At 74.8% G+C, this 23027-nt stretch carries 16 protein-coding genes and 1 riboswitch; of the genes, 7 read left to right on the top strand and 9 right to left on the bottom strand.

Annotated elements, in window-relative coordinates; genetic code table 11:
• Positions 1-176: 176 nt before the first annotated feature.
• Both IF30_RS0125190 and IF30_RS0125185 read right to left on the bottom strand, forming a co-directional pair.
• Positions 177-2918, bottom strand: coding sequence for an FtsX-like permease family protein (locus tag IF30_RS0125190; protein ID WP_030242582.1), 2742 nt, complete (start codon positions 2916-2918; stop codon positions 177-179).
• On the bottom strand, positions 2915-3715 hold the full coding sequence (locus IF30_RS0125185) for an ABC transporter ATP-binding protein (RefSeq protein ID WP_051711095.1): 801 nt from the start codon (positions 3713-3715) through the stop codon (positions 2915-2917). Before IF30_RS0125185 ends, IF30_RS0125190 begins: the two co-directional genes overlap by 4 nt.
• A 158-nt stretch (positions 3716-3873) precedes the next feature.
• Positions 3874-4049, top strand: a riboswitch (M-box (ykoK) riboswitch).
• 381 nt (positions 4050-4430) lie between these two features.
• Between IF30_RS0125185 and IF30_RS0125180 the strand changes: the two genes are divergently transcribed.
• The 3 genes from IF30_RS0125180 to IF30_RS0125170 all read left to right on the top strand — a co-directional run bounded on the left by IF30_RS0125180 (position 4431) and on the right by IF30_RS0125170 (position 7803).
• The gene (locus tag IF30_RS0125180; RefSeq protein ID WP_030242578.1) at positions 4431-6101 is read left to right on the top strand and encodes an NRAMP family divalent metal transporter; all 1671 of its coding nucleotides are present in this window, start codon (positions 4431-4433) and stop codon (positions 6099-6101) included.
• Positions 6102-6237: 136 nt separating this feature from the next.
• Positions 6238-6972 carry an MgtC/SapB family protein gene (locus IF30_RS0125175; protein ID WP_030242576.1) on the top strand — a complete coding sequence of 245 codons (735 nt, stop codon included), beginning with the start codon at positions 6238-6240 and terminating at the stop codon, positions 6970-6972.
• 99 nt (positions 6973-7071) lie between these two features.
• Positions 7072-7803, top strand: coding sequence for a YoaK family protein (locus tag IF30_RS0125170; protein ID WP_078891671.1), 732 nt, complete (start codon positions 7072-7074; stop codon positions 7801-7803).
• Between the two features lie 42 nt (positions 7804-7845).
• Here IF30_RS0125170 and IF30_RS43920 read toward each other — a convergent pair whose 3' ends face one another.
• The 3 genes from IF30_RS43920 to IF30_RS0125150 form a co-directional block, all read right to left on the bottom strand.
• Positions 7846-8508: a hypothetical protein gene (locus tag IF30_RS43920; RefSeq protein WP_051711092.1), complete on the bottom strand. Its 663-nt coding sequence runs from the start codon at positions 8506-8508 to the stop codon at positions 7846-7848.
• Positions 8509-8788: 280 nt separating this feature from the next.
• Positions 8789-9241, bottom strand: a complete 453-nt coding sequence (locus IF30_RS41975; protein ID WP_051711090.1) for a nucleotide triphosphate diphosphatase NUDT15 — start codon at positions 9239-9241, stop codon at positions 8789-8791.
• Positions 9242-9338: 97 nt separating this feature from the next.
• Complete coding sequence (locus IF30_RS0125150; RefSeq protein WP_030242570.1) at positions 9339-10826, bottom strand: SDR family NAD(P)-dependent oxidoreductase; 1488 nt, start codon at positions 10824-10826, stop codon at positions 9339-9341.
• Between the two features lie 311 nt (positions 10827-11137).
• Here IF30_RS0125150 and IF30_RS0125145 point away from each other — a divergent pair, with 311 nt between their 5' ends.
• Positions 11138-12577, top strand: coding sequence for a GuaB1 family IMP dehydrogenase-related protein (locus tag IF30_RS0125145; protein ID WP_030242569.1), 1440 nt, complete (start codon positions 11138-11140; stop codon positions 12575-12577).
• Here IF30_RS0125145 and IF30_RS0125140 read toward each other — a convergent pair.
• The 3 genes from IF30_RS0125140 to IF30_RS0125130 all read right to left on the bottom strand — a co-directional run bounded on the left by IF30_RS0125140 (position 12538) and on the right by IF30_RS0125130 (position 15240).
• Positions 12538-13470, bottom strand: coding sequence for a DUF5995 family protein (locus tag IF30_RS0125140; RefSeq protein ID WP_063752772.1), 933 nt, complete (start codon positions 13468-13470; stop codon positions 12538-12540). The genes IF30_RS0125145 and IF30_RS0125140 overlap by 40 nt on opposite strands.
• A 131-nt stretch (positions 13471-13601) precedes the next feature.
• Positions 13602-13991 (bottom strand): DUF3224 domain-containing protein, encoded by a 390-nt coding sequence (locus tag IF30_RS0125135; RefSeq protein WP_030242566.1) that lies wholly within the window; start codon positions 13989-13991, stop codon positions 13602-13604.
• Positions 13992-14151: 160 nt separating this feature from the next.
• Positions 14152-15240, bottom strand: a complete 1089-nt coding sequence (locus tag IF30_RS0125130) for a PP2C family protein-serine/threonine phosphatase (RefSeq protein WP_037901147.1) — start codon at positions 15238-15240, stop codon at positions 14152-14154.
• Between the two features lie 233 nt (positions 15241-15473).
• Here IF30_RS0125130 and IF30_RS0125125 point away from each other — a divergent pair, with 233 nt between their 5' ends.
• The 3 genes from IF30_RS0125125 (at position 15474) to IF30_RS0125110 (ending at position 18527) form a co-directional block, all read left to right on the top strand.
• The gene (locus IF30_RS0125125) at positions 15474-16433 is read left to right on the top strand and encodes a pseudouridine synthase (protein ID WP_030242564.1); all 960 of its coding nucleotides are present in this window, start codon (positions 15474-15476) and stop codon (positions 16431-16433) included.
• A gap of 88 nt (positions 16434-16521) precedes the next feature.
• The gene (locus IF30_RS45555) at positions 16522-17457 is read left to right on the top strand and encodes an SDR family NAD(P)-dependent oxidoreductase (protein WP_078891670.1); all 936 of its coding nucleotides are present in this window, start codon (positions 16522-16524) and stop codon (positions 17455-17457) included.
• Complete coding sequence (locus IF30_RS0125110) at positions 17454-18527, top strand: S-adenosylmethionine:tRNA ribosyltransferase-isomerase (RefSeq protein ID WP_030242563.1); 1074 nt, start codon at positions 17454-17456, stop codon at positions 18525-18527. The genes IF30_RS45555 and IF30_RS0125110 overlap by 4 nt, the downstream gene beginning before the upstream one ends.
• Before the next feature lie 32 nt (positions 18528-18559).
• Here IF30_RS0125110 and IF30_RS43915 read toward each other — a convergent pair whose 3' ends face one another.
• Positions 18560-22285: a SpoIIE family protein phosphatase gene (locus IF30_RS43915; RefSeq protein WP_158835464.1), complete on the bottom strand. Its 3726-nt coding sequence runs from the start codon at positions 22283-22285 to the stop codon at positions 18560-18562.
• Positions 22286-23027: the final 742 nt, after the last annotated feature.

The following is a 23027-nucleotide window of genomic DNA, read 5'->3' as shown; positions in this document are numbered from 1 at the left end:
GGAACCGTCCGTCGGCACCTCGGGCCGCCGGAGCGCGGCCCATGCTACGGCGAGCGCCGGGCGCCCGCCCCCGGCTGGCGGAGGCGGGCGCCCGGCTGGTGCCCGGCAGTGGCCGGGCCGTGCCCGGGTGGTGCTCGGGTGGTGCTCAGCCGGTGAGCGGACCCGGCGTCGTGGGCTCAGGAGAGCCGTCGCCCGAGCGGGATCCGGGACTTGGTGAACAGCGCCGCGAGCAGTCCGGCCACCACCGGCAGCACGAGGACGACCAGCAGCAGCTCGCCCCACGGCGCGGTGATCAGCGCCGGATGGGCCCCGAACCCGCTCGCCCGGGACTTCAGCAGCCCCACCGCCGGTACGAACCCGTTGGCCGCCCCGAGGAGCGCGCCCAGCAGGGCGATCAGCGCGCACTGCAGGCCCGCCATGGTGCGCCGGATCCGCGGCGGGGCGCCGACGGCGGCCAGCGTGGCCTGGTCCTGCCGGGAGTCGGCGGCGGCGAGGCCGGTGGCGATCCCGGCCGCGCCCAGCACGACCAGCCCGGCGAAGCCGGTGAGCGCCAGGGTGAGGGCGTCGCTCTTCGGCTGGTAGCCGCGTTCGACGTCCAACTGGGCGGCGCGGTCGAGCCGGATCGCGGCGGCCTCGGTGCGCTGCTGCTGCTTGCGGTCGGGCGGGGTGGCGGGCACCCAGACGGAGCCGGTGGGATGCGCGGAGAGCCCCAGGCCGGGGAGCGCGGAGGGCAGCATCATGCCCTGGGCGAAGCGGGCGGCGGCCGGGTTGTCGACCAGCACCGCGTCGACCGGGACCTCCTGGAGGTCGGGCTTGGGGATCTCGCCCGGCTGCACCGGTGCTCCGCCGCCGCGCAGTTGGAGCACGGCCTTCCCGTCCGCGCCGACCAGGTTGCGGTCGAAGACCAGGAGCCGGCCGGCGGCGAGGGCCTGGTCGGCGGCCGGGTCGTGGACGCCGAACAGGTTGTGCAGCACGGTGGCGTCCGCGGCGGTCAGGTGCGGCATCTCGGTGAGGGTGCGCCAGTCCACCGGGCCCTTGAGCTGGACGTTGCTGGAGCAGTTGGGGCAGAACCGGTACACCACCTGGGCGAGGTCGCCGCGGGGGCCGAGACCGGTCAGCTGCTTCTCCACCTCGCCGCGCAGCTGGTCGAGTCGGAGCCCGTCGCTGGAGCTGGTGAGCCGGACGCTGCCGTACGGGGCCGAGGGCCGGTAGTCGCGCCGGTTCTCGGCGTCGGTGCTGGTGCTGAAGACTCCGATGGCGACGGCGCCGGCGACCGCGGCCATCACCGCGGCGACCGCGGGGGAGGTGCGCGAGCGGTGCCGGGCCGAGTCGCGCAGGGCGAGGCGGGGCCCGAGCGGCAGCTTTCCGGCGGCCCGGCCGATCGCGGCGACCAGCATCGGGGTGCAGAGCAGCAGTCCGAGTTCGGCGGTCACCGAGCCGCCGAGCACCGTGAGGGTGCGGGTGTCGTAGGTGCCGACGGCGGCCCGGCCGCGTTCGACGGCGCTTGCGCCGTACATCGCGACCACGGCGCCGAGGGCGACCAGCAGCACGCCGGTCACGGTGATCGCACGGCTGGGCCCCCGGACGGTGTCCCGGCCGGTGAGCCCGGCGGTGACGCTGCGGCGGGCGGCCTGCAGCGCGGGCAGGGCCGCCGCCAGGAGGGCGGTGACCAGCCCGATCCCGGCGATGGCGAGGAGGTCCAGCGGCGGCAGGGCGAAGTGCCCGAAGCGGGTGCCGCCGACCTGTTCGATCCGGGACCGGAGCGCGGCGACCAAGGCGGTGCCGAGCGCCACGCCGGCGAGTGCCCCGGCCGTGCCGAGGACCAGGCCGCCGCCGAGCACCACCGCGCCGACGTGGGTCCGGCGGCCGCCGGCCGCGCCGAGCAGGGCGAGTTGGCGGCGCGAGCGGCGGGCGCCGACGGCGAAGGCGGGCCCGGCGAGCAGGGCGACCTCCAGCAGCGCCATGCCGGTGACGGTGGCGGCGACGACCTTGGTGGTGTTGTCGGCCGTCGGGTCGCGGTAGTGGTACGCGTCGCGGTAGTACGGGACGGCCGCGGGCGGCGGCGGGGAGAGTGCCACGGAGCGCGCGGTGAGGGTGTAGCCGTGCGCGTTGAACTCCTGGACCTTGGCCCAGTCGAGCGCGGCGCCCGACGGGAGCCGGACCAGCCAGGAGGCGTGTTCGGCGGCGGTCCGTGCGTTCGCGGCGGACTGGCCGGGCGTTGCGGCGGCGGCCATCTGGTCGAGCAACTCGCCCGGCCGGGCGACGAGTTCGACCCGCCCGAGCTCGTCCGGGTGTTCCACGATGCCGGTGATGGTGAAGGTGGTCCCGTCCAGTTCCTGGACGGTGGTGGTGCCGCCGATCTTCAGGCCGGCGTGGTCCAGGAAGGCCTGGGTGACGGCCACTTCGTGCGGGGCGGCCGGGGCGCGGCCGTCGACCAGGTCGATCCGGCCGTGCCAGATCGGGTCGCTGAGGTTCGCCTCGGTGGTGAGGGTGCGGACCAGGCCCTCGGGTGAGGTCGCGCCGGTCTCCGGCCCGGGCCGGGCCGGGGTGAGCGCGCTGCCGGGCGGCAGCAGCGAGCCGACCAGGGTGACCGGGTCGGTGCTCGCGCCCTTCTGCTGCTCGGCGGTGGGCTGCTGGTTCGGGCGGGGCGTGACGGCGAAGGCGCCGTCCTCGGCGATCGGGGCCTGTTCGACGTTCTGGCCGGGGTTGAGTGCGGTGACCAGGGCGTCCGCGCCGCCGACCACCCGCTCGACCCGTTCGGCCGGGGTGAGCTGCCCGCTGCGGTGGACCACGTCGGCGCCGGTGACGCCGAGGACGGGCAGGGCGATCATGGCGACGATCAGGGCGCTGCGTCCCTTGGCGCGCAGGGCGTCGCGGCGGGCGATGCGCAGGGCGACCCGCCAGGCTCCGAGCCTCACTGCGTCACCCCGCCCATCGCGCCGGGCCGGTGGACCGCGGCCGGGCAGGAGGTGGAGCGGTGGCCCGGGGTCTCCGAGTCGACCGCGCCGTCCCGCAGGTGGACGATCCGGTCGGCCCAACCGGCGTGCCGGGCCTCGTGGGTGACCATCATGGCGGCGGCCCCGGCGTCGCAGCGGGCGCGCAGGACGGCGAGGACGGCTTCGCCGGTGGCGGAGTCGAGGGCGCCGGTGGGCTCGTCGGCGAGTACCAGCCGGCGCTCGCCGATGAGTGCGCGGGCGATGGCGACGCGCTGCTGCTGGCCGCCGGACATGTCGTCGGGGAAGCGGTCGGCGAGTTCGCCGATGCCCAGTTCCTCCAGCGCGGCCAGCGCCTCGCGGCGGGCGCGGCGGCCCGGGACGCCGTCGAGTTCGCGCGGCAGGGCGATGTTCTCGGCGGCGGTGAGCGCCGGGATCAGGTTGTAGTCCTGGAAGACGTAGCCGATGGACCGCCGCCGCAGGTCGGCGAGTTTGCCGCGGCTGAGGCCGCCGAGTGCGACCCCTTCCACCAGTACCTCGCCGCCGCTGGGCTGGTCGAGGCCGCCGGCCAGGGTCAGCAGGGTGGACTTCCCGGAGCCGGAGGGCCCCATGACGGCGACGAACTCGCCCGGGCGGACGGCCAGGTCGATCCCGCGCAGGGCGTGCACCTCGGCGGCGCCGCGCCCGTGCACCCGGGAGACGGCGGCCAGGCGCAGGACGGGCGCGGATCGGGTCGGATCGGTGTGGGACACACTTCCCCCTCGTGAGCTACTCAACTGCATATGTCGGTGAACTATATATGCCGCCGGGGGGAGATGCTCAAGTCCGTCGGGTTCGGTCAAGCTTCTACAAAGGTGTCGAAGTTGGGCCGGCAATCGGCTCGGCGCCCGTGAAGTCGGGCTATGCTGTTCGAGGTTCACGGCCTTGGAGGTCGTGAACGAGGGCACCTCGTTCGGTGAGGCGTCTTCACGGACACAGGCCACTGACCCGACGACGTCGAGAGACGCCCAGGTTCAGGACAGGTCTTCCCGACTTAAGGGTTGACCCCAAGTGGCTTCCGGCCGGTCGGCTGGACACGCCGTGGAGTGCCAAAGCTCTGACGAGTTGGGGTGTGCCGGCTCCCTGCGGGCCGGCGTGCTCCTTGCCGTGTCGTGAAGCGGCGCACAGTCGGTGCGCCCCCGGCCGGGAGGAGGCGAGAAACATGGACTGCAGTAGTCCGGGCCACAGTCGCCCCTACCCCCGCATGCTCTCGATCACCTCCGGCACGCGGTAACAACCCTCCCTGCCCGTTCGCCAGGCGCTCCATCCGGCGCTCAACCATGCCCGGACGCAAAGTGCCTGACGCACCGTCATGCCAGTGTCTGGCGCACCGTCATGCCAGCACGGCTGCCGCCGCCCGGCGCCGCCGTGCGGTCCGGTGCCGTGCGCTCGCAGGGGGTTCGGCCGCCGCGTGCCCCCTGACGCCCCCTCGACCCAGGGGGCAGGGAGGCCCCACCCATGACCCACGTGACGCTGGACCCGAAGGTCCCCGCCGCCCGCACCGCCGCCTCCTCGGCGGCCCCCTCCGCCGTCCTCGACGACGCCCACGTCGGCGACATCAAGGGCGCGTTCGGGACCGTCCGCCTCGACGACACCGCCCCCGGGCACGGCCTCTCGGCCCGACTGAAGACGCTCCTCGCCGTCGTCGGGCCCGGCCTGATCGTGATGGTCGGCGACAACGACGCCGGCGCCTTCTCGACGTACGGCCAGGCCGGGCAGAACTACGGCACCAAGCTGCTGTGGACGCTCCTGATGCTGGTCCCGGTCCTGTACGTGAACCAGGAGATGGTGCTGCGCCTCGGCGCCGTCACCGGGGTGGGCCACGCCCGGCTCATCCTGGAACGCTTCGGGAAGTTCTGGGGCGCCTTCAGCGTGATCGACCTGTTCCTGCTGAACGCCCTGACGCTGGTCACGGAGTTCATCGGCGTGACGCTCGCGGCAGGCTACCTCGGGCTGCCGAAGGCGGCCGCGGTCGTGCCGGCGGCGGCGATCATCATCGCCTCGGCGTTCACCGGCTCGTTCCAGCGCTTCGAACGCGTCGCGGTGGCGCTGTGCGTGGGCTCGCTGCTGCTGGTGCCGATCTACTTCCTGGTCCACCCGAAGACCTCGCAGATGGCCCACGACTTCGTGACGCCCGCCCTGCCCGGTGGGTCCGGACAGCTCGCCGCCGTGATGCTGGTGTTCATCTCGATCGTCGGCACCACCGTCGCCCCGTGGCAGCTGTTCTTCCAGCAGTCGTACGTCATCGACAAGCGGATCACCCCGCGCTTCATGCGGTACGAGAAGATCGACCTGTGGATCGGCATCGTCGTGGTCATCGTCGGCGCGGCGGCACTGATCGGGCTCACGGCGGCGGCCTTCGCCGGCACCGACGGCGCCGGGCAGTTCTCCGACTCGGGCGCGCTGGCCCGAGGCATCGAGGCCAAGGCCGGGCACGTCGCCGGGGTGCTGTTCGCGATCGCGCTGCTGGACGCCTCGATCATCGGCGCGTTCGCCGTCTCGCTGTCCACCGCGTACGCGATCGGCGACGTCTTCGGCATCAAGCACTCGCTGCACCGCGGGGTGAAGGGCGCCAAGGGCTTCTACGCCGTCTACGCGGGCCTGGTCGTACTGGCCGCCGCGATCACGCTGCTGTCCACCGACCACCTCCAGGGGCTGATGACCCAGTTCGTGCAGGTGCTGGCCGGGGTCCTGCTGCCCTCCGCCACCGTCTTCCTGCTGCTGCTCTGCAACGACCGGGCGGTGCTAGGGCCGTGGGTGAACGGGCCCCGGACCAACGCCTTCACCTCGGCCGTGGTCGGCGTCCTGGTGATGCTCTCGATGATCCTGACCGCCGCCGTCGTCTGGCCGGACATCAGCTCCGAGGCGATCCTGTGGATCATGGCCGGCTGCGGCGTCACGGGCGTCCTGGTCGCCGGATACTCCTTCACCACCGGCCGTACGGCCACCAAGGAGGACCCCGTCGACCGCACCGGGCGCGAGAACTGGCGGATGCCCCCGCTGGAGACCCTCGACAAGCCGGTCGTGTCCACCGCCCGCAAGGTCGGCATGGGCGCCCTGCGCGCCTACCTGCTCGTGGCGATGGTGATGGTCATCATCAAGGTCGTCCAGACCGCCCTGGGCCACTGACCCGCTCTCCGGGCCGCTGACCCGCTCCCCGGGCCACTGACCCGCCGCCCGCCCGAACACTGAACGTCGAACCCCGAACCCCGAACCCCGAACCCCGTCCCCCCGTCCCCCGTCCCCCCGTGAAGGAGGTGCCGTCGTGCACGCCCTGACCACCGCCGACTTCCTGGTCCGGCTCACCACCGGCGTCGCCTGCGGCGCGCTGATCGGCGTCGAGCGCCAGTGGCGGGCCCGGATGGCCGGCCTGCGCACCAACGCCCTGGTCGCCGCGGGCGCCACCCTGTTCGTCCTGTACAGCGAGGCCGTCGGTGACACCGGCAGCCCCACCCGGGTCGCCTCCTACGTGGTCTCCGGCATCGGCTTCCTCGGTGGTGGCGTCATCCTGCGCGACGGCGCCGGCGTCCGCGGCCTCAACACCGCTGCCACGCTGTGGTGTTCGGCTGCCGTGGGAGTCCTGGCCGCCTCCGGCGAACTGGAGCTGGCCGTCCTCGGCACGCTCATGGTGCTCGGCGTCCACGTGGTGCTGCGCCCGGCCGGGCGGCTGCTCGACCGGGCCCCGCAGTCCGGCAGCGACCCGGACTCCACCTGCCGTGCCACCGTCCACCTGGAGTGCGACCGCAGGTCCGAGACCCACATCCGGGCCCTGCTGCTCCAGGCCCTGGCCGGCTCCGGCCTCGCCCCGACCGGCCTGCGCGCCCGCCGCACCGAGGACGGCGACGCCACCAGCCTGCGGGCCACCGTCGCGATCACCGGGCAGGTCGCCCCGGCGCTCGAACAGGTCGTCACCCGGCTGTCCCTGGAACCCGGCGTCCGTGACCTGCACTGGCACCTGGACGACGATCCGGAGGATCCGGGCGGCCCGGCACTTGCCTGAGAGGAGTCCGGAGGGATGCGGCCCGAGGGAGCGGGCCCGAGGGAGGCGGCCCGAGGAGTAGAACGGAAGGACCGTCACACGAACCGCCTGGGAGACCCGATGCTGACCCCCGACCCCGAGCCTGACTCCGGCCCCGAGCCCGACCCCGACCCCGACCCCGGCCCCGGCCCCGAGCACGGTCCACTGGTGCCGCTGCTGCTGGCGCTGACCGTGGTCACCGGACTGGTGGACGCCGTCAGCTACCTCGAACTCGGCCACGTCTTCGTCGCCAACATGACCGGCAACGTGGTGTTCCTGGGCTTCGCCCTGGCCGGCGCGGCCAACCTCTCCGCCACCGCGTCGCTGGCCGCGCTGGCCGCCTTCCTGCTCGGCGCCCTGGCCGGTGGCCACCTCTCCCGCCGCCTGCCGGGCCACCGGGGGCGCCTGCTGACCGCCGCCGTCGCCGGCCAGGCGGTGCTCGTCGCCGCGAGCACCGTTCTGGCCGCCGCCGTCGGCCACACCTCCGAGCCGGCCCGCTACACCCTGGTCGCGCTGCTCGGCTTCGCCATGGGCGGCCAGAACGCGGTGGTCCGCGCACTGAAGGTGCCCGACCTCACCACCACCGTGCTCACCATGACCATCACCGCCCTCGCCGCGGACCTCACCGGCTCCCGCCGCCTCGCCTCCGCGGTCTGGATGTTCGCCGGCGCCCTCCTCGGCGCCCTCCTCGTCCTCCACGCCGACGTCCCCGCCGCGCTCGGCCTGGCCCTCGTCCTCCTCCTCGCCGTCGCCGCCGTCACCCACCACGCGGCCAAGCCCACTCCTGCCCCTGCCTGGACCCGGCCCCGCTGAGGGCAGCCCGGGCGGGTGCGCCGTGGCTCAGCCCTGGTGGACTCAGTCCTCGTGGCGGTGCCCCGCGCGGCCGCTCCAGAGGGGTTCGAAGCGGGACCATCCGTCGGTCCAGGCGGCCTCGGCGCGGCGGTCGAGCACGTGCAGGCGCAGCCGGAGGCCGAGGGTGAGCAGGGCGAGCAGGACGAGGAAGGCGCCGGTGCCGGTGCAGGCGGCGGAGACGACGAGGGCCGCGCGCTCGACCGGGGGAGCGGAGGCGGTGCCGGACGGGTCGATCCAGATCGGCACGCGGGAGCCGGCGAGGGCGGAGCGCGGGGCCTGGACAGTGCCGGAGCGCTGGGCGCCGTCGGGAGCCGTCCAGGCGGCGTCGACGTCGATCCGGTCGCTGTAGCCGTCGGCGAAGCGGCTGCCGGCCACGGCGGCGCGGTCCGGGGTGCTGCGGACGACCGCCTCGATCCGGTGCAGCCGGGCCCGTTGGGCCGCGGCCGCGGGCGCGGTGTCGCGGTACAGGAGCACGGCGCCGCCCGCGGCGAGGGCGGCGGCGAGCACCGCACCGAGCCCGGCGAGCAGCCACGCTCGGGCACGGGAGCGGTCGAGGGGGCGGACGAGCGGTTCGTGCCCGGCGCCCAGGGCCCGCCGCAGCAGGCTGCCCCTTCGCCGCGGGAGCGACGCGGGCCGAGCCGGGCGGCGGGGCGTCCTGGACGACACGTTGAGGGCTCCTCAGGGGCGCGGGGGCGCAAGGCCGTTGTGCCACCAATTTCCACCCGACGGGCCCTCAGGCACAAGAGCGGTACGCGCTCGGAGGATCGCCACTCCCGGCTCCTCCGGGCTGGCACCGCCACTACCGCCCCGCCGGTGCCGCGCGGCCCCGCAGCCGGGGCGTTCCGTCGCTCCGTGCACGAGGCCGCGGGCCTCCCGGTGCGGCTGGTCTGCGCGACCATCCCGGCCGTCCTGTCAGCCGTCCCCTCGGCCGCCCCGTCGGCCGCCCTCAGCGGGAGACGGGGTAGCCGTGCGTCCTGTCCCGCCGCACGCCGTCCAGTCCGGGCAACCAACTGCCGAGCACCAGCGCGGACGGGTAGAACATCGGATCCGGCAGTGCGTCCACCGGGAACCGCTCCCAGCCGGCGCAGGCGTGCGGCTCGGTGACCACCGCCTCGGCCAGACTGGGCGGCGCGAGGACGGCGGCGGTCAGCCTCGGCCGTCCGAGCTCGTGGTCGAGGTGCACGGCGAGCACCCGCATCGCCCCGGCCGGCAGCACGATGCCGGTCTCCTCGGCGAGTTCGCGGGCCGCGGTCTGCTCGAAGGACTCGCCGGGGTCGACCTTGCCGCCCGGCAGGCTCCAGCTGGGCGGCTCACCGGCGGTGGTGCGCCGCCCGATCAGCACCCGGCCGTCCCCGGTGGGCACGATGATCCCGGCGCCGAGCACGGGGGTGGTGGTCATCTCGCCGTCGTCTCCCTTGCCGTCCCGTCGGGCTCCGTTGCGGCCGGGTCCGTCGCGTCCGCGCCTGCCGCGCCTGTTCCGGACCCGCTCCGTGAGCTCACCAGTTGGCGGGCTTGTAGTCCTTGAGGAAGCAGCCGAACAGGTCCTCGCCCGCCTCGCCCCGCACGATCGGGTCGTACACCCGGGCGGCGCCGTCGACCAGGTCGAGCGGGGCGTGGAAACCCTCGTCGGCGAGGCGCATCTTGTCGGGGTGCGGCCGCTCGTCGGTGATCCAGCCGGTGTCGACGGCGGTCATCAGGATGCCGTCGGTCTGGAACATCTCCTGCGCGCTGGTGCGGGTGAGCATGTTGAGCGCGGCCTTGGCCATGTTGGTGTGCGGGTGGCCGGCGCCCTTGTAGCCGCGGGTGAACACGCCCTCCATCGCGGAGACGTTGACCACGTACTTGCGGCGGGAGGCGGACGCAGCCATCGCCGGGCGCAGCCGGCTGATCAGGATGAACGGCGCGGTGGAGTTGCAGAGCTGGACCTCCAGCAGCTCGACCGGGCCGACCTCCTCGACGGTCTGCACCCAGCTGTTGGTGTCCGAGAGGTCGGGCACCAGGCCGCCGGCGTCGATCGCGGTGCCGGCCGCGATCCGGGCGGGCGTGGCGGAGCCGGTGACCAGGGCGAGCGAGGTGACGTCCTCGGCGGCGAGGCGCCGCTCCTCGCCGCTCGCCTGGTGGGGGAGCGCGGGCAGGTCGACGCTGCCGCTGTTGAAGCGGCCGATGGTGGTGGACTGCGGCAGCTCACCGGCGGGCAGCGGTGCGGACTCGGCGTTTACCAGCTCGCGGTAGGACTCCGGCGGGCGGCGCACGGTCTGCGCGGCGTTGTTGATCAGGATGTCCAGCGGGCCGTCGGCGGCGACCTCGTCGGCGAGGGCCATCACCTGGGCCGGGTCGCGCAGGTCGATGCCGATGATCTTGAGGCGGTGGATCCACTCGGCGCTGTCGGGCATCGCCTTGAAGCGGCGGATCGCGTCGTTCGGGAAGCGGGTGGTGATGGTGGTGTGGGCGCCGTCGCGCAGCAGCATCAGCGCGATGTACATCCCGATCTTGGCCCGGCCGCCGGTGAGCAGCGCGCGCTTGCCGGTGAGGTCGGCACGGGCGTCCCGGCGGGCCCGGTTCAGGGCCGCACAGGTCTGGCAGAGGTTGTGGTAGAACGCGTCGACCTCGGTGTACCGGCCCTTGCAGGTGTAGCAGGAGCGCGGCCGCTCCAGGATGCCGGCGATCTCGGTGGTGGTGACGGTGGTCAGGCCGAAGGCGCCGGCGGTCTCGTCGTCGATCCGGGTCGGCGCACCGGTGGCGGTGCGGGCGGTGACCGCGCGGTCGTTGGCGGTCTTGCGGGCCCGGGTCTCCTGGCGGCGGCGCTGCTTGAGCGTGCGGAATATGCCGCCGACGGCCTTGCGGACGGTGATCGCGTCCGGGTGGTCGACGTGCAGCTCGTCCAGCTCGGCGAGTACCGACAGGCAGAGCTCCAGCCGCTCGGGGTCGAGGCCGGGACCGTAGTCGATCTCCTCCTCGATGTCCTCGCCCTGACCCTGCCGGATGTCCGTCTGCCCGATGCCCACGCCTGGTGCCGCTTCCCGCTCGCCTCGCCGTTACCGCGTGAATGCTACGGGAGTGGCCGCCACCCGGGCGAAAAGCCGACGTGGGCGGCAGTTTTTGGATGATCCTCCAGGTCTACGCGCGGAGCATTGATCACCATTTGTGGACAGACCCAGCGATGCCCCCCGAACTGGCTTTTGCCGCCACCCTCACGGAGAATCGAACGTTGGGTGCCGGGCGCCCGAGTGCGCCCCGGCGGCATCGCCGCAACCGCACCCGAGGTGTAATTTCTCCCAGCCAGAGAGCCCCCTTCATGCGCTTCCTGAACGACCTCAAGCCCTCGTACGACCTGACGTACGACGACGTCTTCATGGTCCCCAGCCGTTCCGCCGTGGGCTCCCGGCAGGGCGTGGACCTGTCCTCCAACGACGGCACCGGCACCACCATCCCGCTGGTCGTGGCCAACATGACCGCCATCGCCGGTCGCCGGATGGCCGAGACCGTCGCCCGCCGCGGCGGCCTGGTCGCCATCCCGCAGGACATCCCCACCGAGGTCATCTCAGAGGTCATTTCCTGGGTCAAGCGGCGCCACCTGGTGTTCGACACTCCGATCACCCTCGCCCCCGGCGACACCGTCGCCGAGGCGCTCTCGCTGATCCCCAAGCGCGCGCACGGCGCCCTCGTCGTCGTGGAGGACGGCAAGCCGGTCGGCGTCGTCACCGAGTCCGACTGCCAGGGCGTGGACCGCTTCACCAGCCTCGCCGACATCATGTCCCGCGACCTGCTGGTCCTGGACGAGGGCATCGAGCCGCGCGCCGCCTTCGACAAGCTCACCGAGGCGCACCGCAAGCTCGCCCCGGTGGTCGACGGCGAGGGCCGCCTGGTCGGCATCCTCACCCGCAAGGGCGCGCTGCGCGCCACCCTGTACACCCCCGCCGTGGACGCGGACGGCAAGCTGCGGATCGCCGCCACCGTCGGCATCAACGGCGACGTCGCGGGCAAGGCCAAGGCCCTGATCGAGGCCGGCGCCGACGTGCTGGTGGTGGACACCGCGCACGGCCACCAGGAGAGCATGATCAGCGCGCTTCGCGCGGTGCGCGGCCTGGACCCGCAGATCCCCATCGTGGCCGGCAACGTGGTCGCCGCCGCCGGCGTCCGCGACCTGGTCGAGGCGGGCGCCGACATCCTCAAGGTCGGCGTCGGCCCCGGCGCCATGTGCACCACCCGGATGATGACCGGCGTCGGTCGCCCGCAGTTCTCCGCCGTCCTGGAGTGCGCCGCCGAGGCGCGCCGGCTCGGCAAGCACGTGTGGGCCGACGGCGGCGTGCGGCACCCGCGCGACGTCGCCATGGCGCTGGCCGCCGGCGCCTCCAACGTGATGATCGGCTCCTGGTTCGCCGGGACCTACGAGTCCCCGGGCGACCTGCACACCGCTGCCGACGGCCGCCAGTACAAGGAGAGCTTCGGCATGGCCTCGGCCCGCGCGGTGAGCAACCGCACCGCCCAGGACTCCTCGTACGACCGCGCCCGCAAGGCACTGTTCGAGGAGGGCATCTCGCACTCCCGGATGTTCCTCGACTCCGCCCGCCCGGGCGTCGAGGACCTGATCGACTCGATCGTGGCCGGTGTGCGCAGCTCCTGCACCTACGCGGGCGCCAACACCCTGGAGGAGTTCCACGAGAAGGCGATCGTGGGCGTCCAGAGTGCGGCCGGCTACGCCGAGGGCAAGCCGCTGCACTCCAGCTGGGCCTGACCGCCCGTCCCGGCCCCGGCCCCGGCCCGGGGCCGACCGCCCGGTGTGGCCTCACCCTCCGGCGGGGCCTGACCGTCCGCCGCCGGACCGCCAGCCGGCGGTCCGGCGGATCCTCCGGCCGGCCGGTTCCTCGCCTCGGGGAGCCGGCCGGCCGGTGCCGCTCCGGGGCCGACCTGAGCGGCACCCGGACCGAGCGGGAGCAGCAGTGCGCGGCCGAGCAGCCCGACCGAGCAGTCCAACGCGGCGGCGAAGGCCCGGGCCGCGACCGGCACGTGGCGCAGCTCCCAGAGCGCCGCGACGGCGGACCAGGCGGCCTCCCGGGCGGCCTCGACCGACCAGGTGCCGAGCAGGTGGGTGAGCGGCTCGGCGCGCTCCAGCAGGTCCGGCCCGGGCATCAGCTGCTCGCGGACGGCCGCCTCCACGTCGGCCAGCACCCCGTTGATCCGGTGGTAGTCCTCCTCGACGTCGCCCGGGCCGCAGCCCCGGCGGTGGCAGGTGTCCACGACGGCGAGCGGCAGGTCGTGCTGGATGTGGGCGCTCATCCCGGCCAGCGCGAACTGCAGGGGGTGCACGCCCGGATGGGCGCGCAGCGCGAACAGCGGCCGCCAGCAGGCGGGCGGCTCCCGCCCGGCCGCGTCGGCGGCCACGGCCCGCAGGTAGCGCCCGGCGAACACCACGTCCAGCTCGGCCATCGCCGGCGGATCCGCGAAGTACCCGGGGCCGAGCCGGTCGCGGACGGCCTGCGTCACGTCGAGGTAGAGCCGGTTGAAGACCGCCACCCCGTCGGCCGGGGGCAGCGCCGCCCCGATCTCCCGCAGCCGGCCGACCACCTCCTCGACCGTGGCCGCGTCACCGACCGTGGACTGGGGACGACCCACCGCTGCGTCGGGCATGCGCCACCCTCCGATGCCGATCGTGCACTGATCGCATGTGCACTGATCGCATCATCGTGACAGCGCCGCCGAACGCCCGGCGGGTCCGGCACACGGCCGAGAAGGTGACGCCGGGCGCCGGACGCGGGCCGTCAGGCCAGCTCGTACTCCAGGACATAGGAGTGCGCGCCGGAGTCGTCGACGGCCAGGCGGAACTCACCGGTGATGCCGGCCAATTCCCCCGCCCCGGTGCCCGGCACCACGCGTATCGTCGTGCCGGTGGCATCCCAGGCCGCGTGCTGGAGGACGAACGAGCCCTTGCGCCCGTCCAGTTCGCCCGTCACGTGCTCCACCGCGACATACGACGCCGGGGCGCCGGACGGGCCGGCGACGGAGAGCATCCGCACCTCGCTCGTGCCGCTCAGCCCGCCCGTGAAGGTCTTGGCGATCCGGACCCGCCCGAAGGACGCGCCCTCCCGCTCCTCCGTCTCCACCGGCTCGAACGCCGTGAGCTCGAACGACCCGCTTGCCGTGGTCCCCATGACACCGTCCCCTCGTCAACCGTCGACCGTCATCCCGTGCGCAGGCGGCAGGCTCCCCGCCGACCGCGAACCGAGCCTTGCACGCGCCACTGACACCGACGGTCGTCACCGGGTTCCCGGCGGTGGCGGCTCTGCCACTGACTGACGCCCTGCGGGGCTGTCACAGCTCCCAGCGCACAGCCAGCACCGCCGCGTCGTCGGCCAGCCCGTCGTTCCCGACCCAGCCGCCGACATCCGCCAGCACCGCGTCCAGCAGGTCCGCAGGGCTCCCGCCGTGCAGCCCGGGCAGTCGCTCCGCGAGCGGGTAGAACCGGCCCTCGGCGTCCCGGGCCTCCGAGACGCCGTCGGTGTGCAGGAGCAGCAGGTCGCCCGGCTCCGGGTCGAACGCCCGCGCCGGGTACTCGTCGCCGGTCAGTCCGAGCAGGCCCAGCGGCGGCGCCGAGAACGGGGGCTCCAACTCGCTCACCCGTCCGGCCCGGCGCAGCAGCGGGGGCGGATGGCCGCAGTTCACCACCCGGACGGGCCCCCGGTCCGGCGCCACGTCGAGCAGCAGCGCCGTGGCGAACCGGTCCTCGTCCGGGCGGGCCGTGAGTGCGGCGTCCAACCGCTCGGCGAGCCGGCCCGGATCGGGCTCGGTCCGGGCCGCCTCCCGGAACACGCCGAGGACGTCCGCCGCCGTCTCCACCGCCGGAAGGCCGTGCCCCTGGACGTCCCCCAACAGGATCCGCACCCCGAACCGGGTCTCGACCACGGCGTACAGATCCCCGCCGATCCGCGCCTCGGCCGCCGCCGCGACGTAGCGCACCGCCACCCGCAGCGGGCCGATCCGCTCGGGCAGCGGTCGCAGCAGCGCCCGCTGCGCCGCCTCGGCCACCGTCCGGACCTGGAACAGCTCCCGCTCGCGGGCCGCCACCAGGACGACACTGGCGGCGCTGGCCAGGGTCGAGGCCAGGACGGTCACCGGCACGCTGATCCGGACGGAGAGCGGCAGCTGCGCGTTGGCCGACTCCAGCAGCCCGACCGCGAGCAGGGCCGCCGAGCCGACCAGCAGCGGCACCCGGGCCTTCCGGGTCGTCGCCCCGGCGAGGACGGGGGCCACCGCGAGCAGCGGCGACAGGGTGGTTCCCGGGCCGATGGCCAGCGCCGTCACGACGGCGGCGACCAGCAGCAGGAGCGAGCCGTACAGCAGCATCCGGGTCCGTCGGGGCAGGTGCAGCGGCGGCACCCCGTCCGGGCCGTCGGCGGTCACACGTCCTCCAGTGGTCCGTCGGCCTCGGACGGCTCCGAGCCCGACTGGTGTTTGACAAGATCGTCGGAGGCCCCCGGCGGAGCGAGGGCCTCCGACCCACTCTCCCCGCCCCGCCCCGGGTCAGCACCTCGACCGCGCGGTCCGCCCGGCTCAGCGCCTCGGCCCGCCCGAGCGGGACCGGGGCAGCACCGCCGGCGGGGCCGGCGGCGGCGCGCACTACCCTGGGCCGGGACATGAGACGCAAGAACCGCCGACCCGCCTCCCCCCTCCCGCAGCGCCACGGCGTCGACCCGGTGCACCTGCGGCTGCCGTTCGAAGGCCCCTGGCCGACCGTGCGGGACCACCTGCTCGAACGGCTGCCCACCGTCCCCGCCGAACGGATCGACGCGGCGCTGCGCGACCGGGAGATCGTCGGCGAGCAGGGCCCGATCGCGCCGGACGAACCGTTCCGCCCCGGCGGGCACCTGTGGTTCCACCGGGACCTCCCGGACGAGGTGCGCGTCCCGTTCGAGCTGGTCGTGCTGCACCGTGACGAGCACCTGGTGGTCGTCGACAAGCCGCACTTCCTGGCCACCACCCCGCGCGGCAAGCACGTCGCCGAGACGGCCCTCTCCCGGCTGCGGCACACCCTCGGCCTGCCCGCGCTCAGTCCGGCGCACCGCCTGGACCGGCTCACCGCCGGCCTGGCCATGTTCGTGGTGCGCCCCGAGGAGCGCGGTGCCTACCAGACGCTCTTCCGGGACCGCCTGGTGCGCAAGGAGTACCAGGCGGTCGCCGGGTACGACCCGGAGCTGAGCCTGCCCCGCACCGTGCGCAGCCACATCGTCAAGGAACGCGGAGTGATCGCCGCACGGGAGCTGGACGCGCCCCCGAACAGCGAGAGCCGGATCGAGCTGCTGGAACGCCGCGACGGCCACGGCCGGTACCGGCTGCACCCGTCCAGCGGACGCACCCACCAGCTGCGGCTGCACATGAGCGGCCTCGGGCTGCCGATCCTCGGCGACCCGGTGTACCCGGTGGTGCTGCCCGAGCCGGCCCCCGACGACTTCCGCCGCCCGCTGCAACTGCTCGCCTCGGTGATCGAGTTCACGGACCCGCTGACCGGCCGCGAGCGCCGCTTCGAGACCCGCCGCACCCTGGCCTCCTGGACGGACCCGCAGAGCTGGGCCGAAGGCTCCGGCGCCGGGTCGTAGGACGGTCCGCCGGTCTACGACCAACGTCCCCCCGGCCCGGTCCCGGCGGTCGATCCACCGCCCGCCCCGGCGGCGCGATGGTTGCGGCATGAACGCAGCACAGCGCACCGCCGTACCGCACCCCGCCCCCGTCGCCCTGGTCACCGGCGCCTCCCGGGGCCTCGGCCTGGCCCTCGCGCACGCCCTCGCCGCCGACGGCTGGCAGCTGGTGATCACCGCCCGGGGCGCGGCGGGCCTCGCCGCCGCCGAGGCGGAGCTGGCCGCCGTCACCAAGGTCGTCGCCCTGCCCGGCAGCATCGTCGACGACGACCACCGCGCCCACCTGGCCGAGGCCGCCGAGCGCCTCGGCGGCGCGAGCCTGCTGGTCAACAACGCCGGCACGCTCAACGGCGCGCCCGCCCCCGCCTCCGAACCCGCCTCCGCCTCCGGGCCCGGCTCCGAACCCGCCCCCGCCTCCGAACCCGGCTCCGCGCCCGCCTCCGGGCCCACCCCCGGTTCGCAGCCACTGCCCCGGCTGGCCGACCACCCGCTGCCGGACCTGCTGGAGACCTTCGAGGCCAACGCGCTCGCCCCGATCGCCCTCACCCAACTCGTCCTGCCGCAGCTGCGCGCCCGCGCCGGCGCCGTCCTCAACATCAGCTCCGACGCCGCCGTCGTGCCCTACGTCGGCTGGGGCGGCTACGGAGCAAGCAAGGCCGCGCTCGACCTCGCCACCGCCGTCCTCGCCCTGGAAGAGCCGGAGCTGCGGGTCTGGGCGGTCGACCCGGGCAGCATGCGCACCCGGATGCTCCAGGAGGCCTGCCCGGGTGAGGACATCTCCGGGGAGCCGCTGCCCGAGCAGGTGGCGCCCGTCCTGCTCGGCCTGCTCCGGGGCGGCGCGCCGTCCGGCCGCTACCGGGCCGTGGACCTGGCCGAGCGGGCCGCGGACCCGGCCGCGGAGCCGACCGCGGACCCGGCCACGGACCAGACCGTGGACCACGCCGCGGAGCCGACCGCGGCCCGGGCCGACCGGGGTGACCGGTGACCGCCCGCACCCAGCTCGGCCTCGGCCTCGGCCTCACCGTCCCGCCCGAGCTCTCCGCCCGCGCACCGGCGGAGGCCCGAGGCGCCGCCCGGGACGGCGTACGGATGCTGGTCGGCCGGCGAGCCACCGGCGGTGTCGAGCACCGTCGCTTCACCGACCTGCCCGCGGTGCTGCGTCCGGGAGACCTCCTGGTGGTCAACAACTCGGCCACCCTTCCGGCCGCGCTGTCCGGCGCGCTGCCCGACGGCACCCCCGTGGCGCTGCACCTCTCCTCCGCCCAGCCGGACCGACACGGCTCCCACCTGGTCGAACTGCGCCGGGTGGTGCCGGGGGAGGCGGCTGCGTACTACCCGCCCGAGGAGTCCCCGGCCCGCCCGGGACTGCGGGTCGCGCTGCCCGCCGGCGGCTCCGCGGTGCTGACCCGCGCCTTCACCGCCCGCCTCTGGCGCGCCGAACTCGACTTGCCGACCCGCCTGTTCCCCTACCTGGCGCGGCACGGCCGGGCGATCCGGTACGGCTACGTGGACCGCGAGTGGCCGATCGAGGCCTACCAGACGGTCTTCGCCACCGTCCCGGGGAGCAGCGAAATGCCCAGCGCGGCCCGCCCGTTCAGCGCCGAGACGGTGGCCCGGCTGGCGGGCCGGGGCGTGCTCGTCGCACCGGTCACCCTGCACACCGGGGTGGCTTCGCCCGAGGTGCACGAGGCTCCGTACGCCGAGCGCTTCCACGTCCCGGCCGCCACGGCCCGTCTGGTCGGGCACGTCCGGGCCGAGGGCGGCCGGGTGATCGCCGTCGGCACCACCGTGGTCCGGGCCCTGGAGTCCGCCGTCGCACCGGACGGTGCCCTCCAGGAGGCCGACGGCTGGACGGAGTTGGTCATCACCCCGGAGCGCGGCGTCCGCGCCGTGGACGGTCTGCTCACCGGCTGGCACGAGCCCCGCGCCTCCCACCTCCTGATGCTCGCCGCCGTCGCCGGCCGTCCGCTCCTGGCCGCCTGCTACGACGCCGCCGTCCGGCACCGCTACCTCTGGCACGAGTTCGGCGACGTCAACCTCCTCCTGCCGGACTGAACGAGCTCCGGCCGGGCCGGTCGAGAGCCGCTTCATGCGGTCGGTGAGGCTCCCGGGGGCAGTTCCAGCTCGAACCAGACCACCTTGCCGTCGCCGGTCCGGCGGCTGCCCCAGCGGTGCGCGAGCTCGTTGACCAGGTGGATGCCGCGCCCGCCCTCGTCCTCGGTGCGGGCGCGGCGGATCCGGGGCGCCTCCGTCTCCTGGTCGGCGACCTCGACGGTGAGCACCCGGTTGCAGAACAGCCGCAGCTGGGTGGGGGATCCGGCGTGCACGAGGGCGTTGGTGATCAGCTCGCTGGTGAGCAGTTCGGCCCAGTCGACGAGCGCGTGGAGCCCCCAGGAGTCCAGGGTCTCGCGGGTGAAGCGCCGCGAGTGCGCGACCATCGCGCGGTCGCCGGTGAGCGGCAGGGTGGCGATCCGGTCCGCGCCGTACGGGCGCACCTGCGCCATGATGACGGCGATGTCGTCCTCGCTGGTGCGGGCGGTGAGCCGGGTGAGGACGGCGTCGCAGGTCTGCTCCAGCGAGCCGCGCCGGTCGGCGACCGTCCGGCGGAGCAGCCGGATCCCCTCGTCCAGGTCGCGGCCCCGGCGCTCGACCAGCCCGTCGGTGTAGAGCGTCAGGATGCCCTCCTCGGGGAGGGTGAACTCCGCGCTCTCGAAGGGGACTCCGCCGACCCCGAGCGGTGCGCCGGTGGGCAGCTCGATCAGGCGGGTGTGCCCTTCGGTGTCGGCGACCACGGGCGGCAGGTGTCCGGCGCTGGCCGCGGTGCAGCGGCGGTCCACCGGGTCGTAGACCACGCAGACGCAGGTGGCGAACTGGCCCTCCCCGACGGCGGTGGTGGCCTCGTCCAGCCGGTACAGGACGCGCGCAGGATCCAGGTCGAGGGTGATCAACGTCCTTGCCGCCGTCCGCAGTTGCCCCATCGTCGCGGCGGCCCGGATGCCGTGGCCCATCACGTCCCCGACGATCAGGGCGACCCGCCCGGAGGACAGCGGGATGACGTCGAACCAGTCGCCGCCGACCTCGCTGACCACGCTGCTGGGCTGGTAGCGGTAGGCGATCTCCAACCCGAGGGTGCGGTGCACCTCCTGCGGCAGCAGGCTGCGCTGCAGCATGAGGGCGGTGTCCCGTTCGCGGCGGTAGAGCCGGCCGTTGTCGATCGCCAGCGCGGTGCGGGCGGCCAGTTCCTCGGCGAGCGAGCGGTCCGCCGGGCCGAACGGCGCCGGGTTGCGGGTGCGGACGAACTCCGCGCCGCCGAGCACGTGTCCGCGCGCCACCAGCGGCACCATCAGGTAGGAGTGCACCCCGGCGGTCAGGCTCGGCTCCACCCGGTCGGGGGCCGCGACGATCCGGCGCAGCTTCTCCTCCGTCACCTCGGACACCAGGATCGAGCGCCGGGTGCGCAGGCTCTGCGCGTACACCTCGGCGGACTGGGAGGTCTCGCCCATCTGGTCGGCCGCGCCCGTCATGCTGCCGTCCGAGGCGGCCTCGCCGACCGCCACCGCCCGCATCAGCACCGGCCCCTCGGCCGGGACGGGCCCGGGCTCCTCGCCGCTCAGCACCGCATCGCGCAGGTCCACGGTGACGAAGTCGGCGAAGCGCGGGATCACCACCTCCACCAACTCCTGCGCGGTGCGGTGCAGATCCAGCGTGGTGCCGATCCGGGTGCTGGCTTCGTTCAGCAGCGACAGCCGCTGCTGGGCGGCCCAGGTCTCGTCCAGCGCCCGCTGCCGGGCGGCGGCCGCGTCGCGCTCGCGGGTGAACAGCAGCGCGTTGTCGATCGAGACGGCGGCCCGCACCGCCAACTCCCCGGCCAACGCCACGTCATCGTCCTCGTACGGCCGCTCGGCGAGCGTGCGGTAGAAGCCCGCGACGCCGACCGGGGTGCCGCGCGCGATCAGCGGGACCACCATGAACGAGCGCACGTTCTGCTCCCGGATGGCGGCGGTGCGCACCGGATCGTCCGCGAACCAGGCCATGCCCTGCTCGTCCATCCGCGGCACCAGCACCGGCTTTCGGTGCGCCAGGCTCCACGCGTACGGCGAACCGGACTGGAAGCGGTGCACGTTGCCGGTGCGGGCGATCGGCTGCAGGGTCGAGCCGTGCACCGAATGGAAGGCCATCCGTCGCAGCAGCGCCGAACCGTCCGCCGGCGCGCGGACCTCGCGCTCGCCGCGGACCAACTCCTCCAACACCTCCACCACCACCGTGTCCGCCAGCCTGGGCGTCGCCACCTCGGCCAACTCCTTCGCGGTCTGGGCGAGATCGAGCGTCGTGCCGATCCGGGTGGAGGCCACGTTGACCAGCGCCAGGCGCTCCTGCGCCGCCTTCGCCTCCCGCAGCGCCTGCTGGCGGGCCAGGACGGTCTGGTGCTGGCGCAGGTACAGCCGGGCGTTGTCGATCGCGACGGCGGCCCGCGAGGCCAGTTCCTCACCGAGGGTGATGTCGGCCTCGGCGAAGGACTCGCGCTCGCCGCGCCGCGAGTACACCACCATGCCGAGCGTGGTGCCGCGCGCCACCAGCGGGGTGATCCGCACCGGGCGCGGCCGGTCGCCCAGGTAGGCCTGCCGGCGGCTCTCGCTGATGCCCTCGCCCAGCATGGGCAGCTCCCAGGACGGCACCACCACCGTCCGTCCGGCGCTCAGCGCACGGCTGTACGGGGAATCCGGCGGGAGCTCGTACACGGCGTCGACCGGCAGCGCGTCGGCCGGGTAGAGCGGGTCGTCGGTGGCCAGGGCCAGGCGGCGCACCAGCTGAGGGGCGTCCGGCGCGGGCGGCTCGACGTTGCGGCCGGCCACCAGCGCCTCCAGCGCGAACACCCCGCTGATGTCCGCGACGCTGGGCACCATGGCGTCGGCCAGCTCCCTGGCGGTCTGCCGCAGATCGAGCGTGGTGCCGATCGAGGCGGTCGCGTCGACCAGCAGGGCCAGTCGCTCCTGGGCGCGGACCGCCCGGGCGTCGGCCCGGAAGCGCTCGGTGATGTCGATGACGGTCGCGCTCACCCCGAGGACCCGGCCGCTGCGGTCCTCCAACCGGAAGTAGGAGGCCGACCAGGCGTGGTCGTGGTGCGGATCGCCCGGGGTGCGGCCGTGCGAGCGGGTGTCCACCACCGGCTCGCCGCTCGCCAGCACCCGGCGCATCACCGCCTCGGACTCGGCGCCGTTGAGCCCCGGCAGCACCTCGGTGAGCCGGTGGCCCAGGTGCTCCTCGGCGGTCAGGCCGTTCGCCCGCGCCAGCGCCTCGTTCAGCCGGACGAAGCGCAGGTCGGTGTCGTACACCGCCATGCCGACCGGGGACTGCGTGAAGAAGCCGTCCAGGACGGCCAGGTCCGCCTGGATCCGGCGCAGCGTGGTCACCTCGGACGCGACGGCCAGCACCATCGGAGCGCCGCCCGGCCCCCGGATCGGGTGAGTGCGGAACTCCAGATTCACCAGGTGCCCGTCACGGTGGCGCACCGGGAACACGCCCGTCCACGGCAGGCCCTCGAGGATCTGCCGGAACAGCTCCAGCACCTCGGGCCGCTCGTCGTCGGAGGTCAGCAGCTTGGCCGCCTTGGCCCCGACCGCGTCCACCGCACGGTGACCGAGCAGCGCCTCCGCGTCGCTGCTCCAGTGCAGGATCCGCCCGTCGGCGGCGATCAGCGCCGTCGCGATCGGCACCATCAGCAGGGCGTCCTGCCGCGGCTGCCCCTCGCGCTGCGCGTTGTCGTTCACCATGGCCAGAGAACCGTCCCAGAAGCGTCCGGAGATCGTTCCCACCAGCCCTGCCATCTTCGCACGCGCCCCGGGACGGCCGCTCACCGTGGCCGCAGGCGCCCGACGGCCAGGGGACCGGTGCCGTCCTGGATCCGCTCGCCGTCGCGGAAGGCGTCCGGGAGCAGGTACCGCCCGGCGGTCAGCTCCACGACCGACCCGCCCGCCCACACCCGACGGCAGCGCCTCGCGCACCGGCGGGGCGGACGAACACCCGGCCCTGCGCCGGCCAACGAACACCCCCCTGCGCCGGCCGACCGAGCGGCAGCGGCTCCCCACCCGGCACCGGCGCGTCCCCGGGACCGGGCACCGGGTCGGCGGCCGCGAACTCCGCGGCGCCCCGCACCACGGCCTCCACGCAGCCCGCCCCCCGCCAGGGCCCTCGCGGGGCACGACCCGAACAACCCCGAGTCCGCGCCGGTGCCCCGGTATCTCGGCACCCCGGCACCCCGGCACCCCGGCACCCCGGCACCCCGGCACCCCCTACGGTCCGGGAGCAGCACGCCGTCGCGGTGCGGACGGCCACCGGCAGCACCGGGCGCACCGGGCAGCACCGGACGCGGCACCGACCGTGACCGCCGCCAGGGCCGTACCCGGGGCCGCGCCCCGGGCGGGGTGTCGGTCTCCGCCTGCCACGCATCCTCGCGCTGATCGCCGGGCTCGGGAGAGGCCACTGCGCCGGCCGACCCGTCACGCGCCCGGTGGCGCGGCGGGCCTGGGCCGCAGGTGGTCGGTGGGTGTGGTGCGT

This window comes from Streptomyces sp. NRRL S-350 (genome assembly GCF_000719705.1).
In the GTDB taxonomy this organism is placed as follows: Bacteria; Actinomycetota; Actinomycetes; order Streptomycetales; family Streptomycetaceae; genus Kitasatospora.
This window is presented reverse-complemented; position numbering and strand designations above follow the sequence as displayed.

What these genes read in the sequence shown, in the direction of transcription:
- IF30_RS0125180 (WP_030242578.1), top strand. Translation starts at nt 4,431, where the DNA reads ATGACCCACGTGACGCTGGACCCGAAGGTCCCCGCCGCCCGCACCGCC.
- IF30_RS0125145 (WP_030242569.1), top strand. Translation starts at nt 11,138, where the DNA reads ATGCGCTTCCTGAACGACCTCAAGCCCTCGTACGACCTGACGTACGAC.
- IF30_RS45555 (WP_078891670.1), top strand. Translation starts at nt 16,522, where the DNA reads ATGAACGCAGCACAGCGCACCGCCGTACCGCACCCCGCCCCCGTCGCC.
- IF30_RS0125125 (WP_030242564.1), top strand. Translation starts at nt 15,474, where the DNA reads ATGAGACGCAAGAACCGCCGACCCGCCTCCCCCCTCCCGCAGCGCCAC.
- IF30_RS0125170 (WP_078891671.1), top strand. Translation starts at nt 7,072, where the DNA reads ATGCTGACCCCCGACCCCGAGCCTGACTCCGGCCCCGAGCCCGACCCC.
- IF30_RS41975 (WP_051711090.1), bottom strand. Translation starts at nt 9,241, where the DNA reads ATGACCACCACCCCCGTGCTCGGCGCCGGGATCATCGTGCCCACCGGG.
- IF30_RS0125185 (WP_051711095.1), bottom strand. Translation starts at nt 3,715, where the DNA reads ATGCAGTTGAGTAGCTCACGAGGGGGAAGTGTGTCCCACACCGATCCG.
- IF30_RS0125135 (WP_030242566.1), bottom strand. Translation starts at nt 13,991, where the DNA reads ATGGGGACCACGGCAAGCGGGTCGTTCGAGCTCACGGCGTTCGAGCCG.
- IF30_RS0125140 (WP_063752772.1), bottom strand. Translation starts at nt 13,470, where the DNA reads ATGCCCGACGCAGCGGTGGGTCGTCCCCAGTCCACGGTCGGTGACGCG.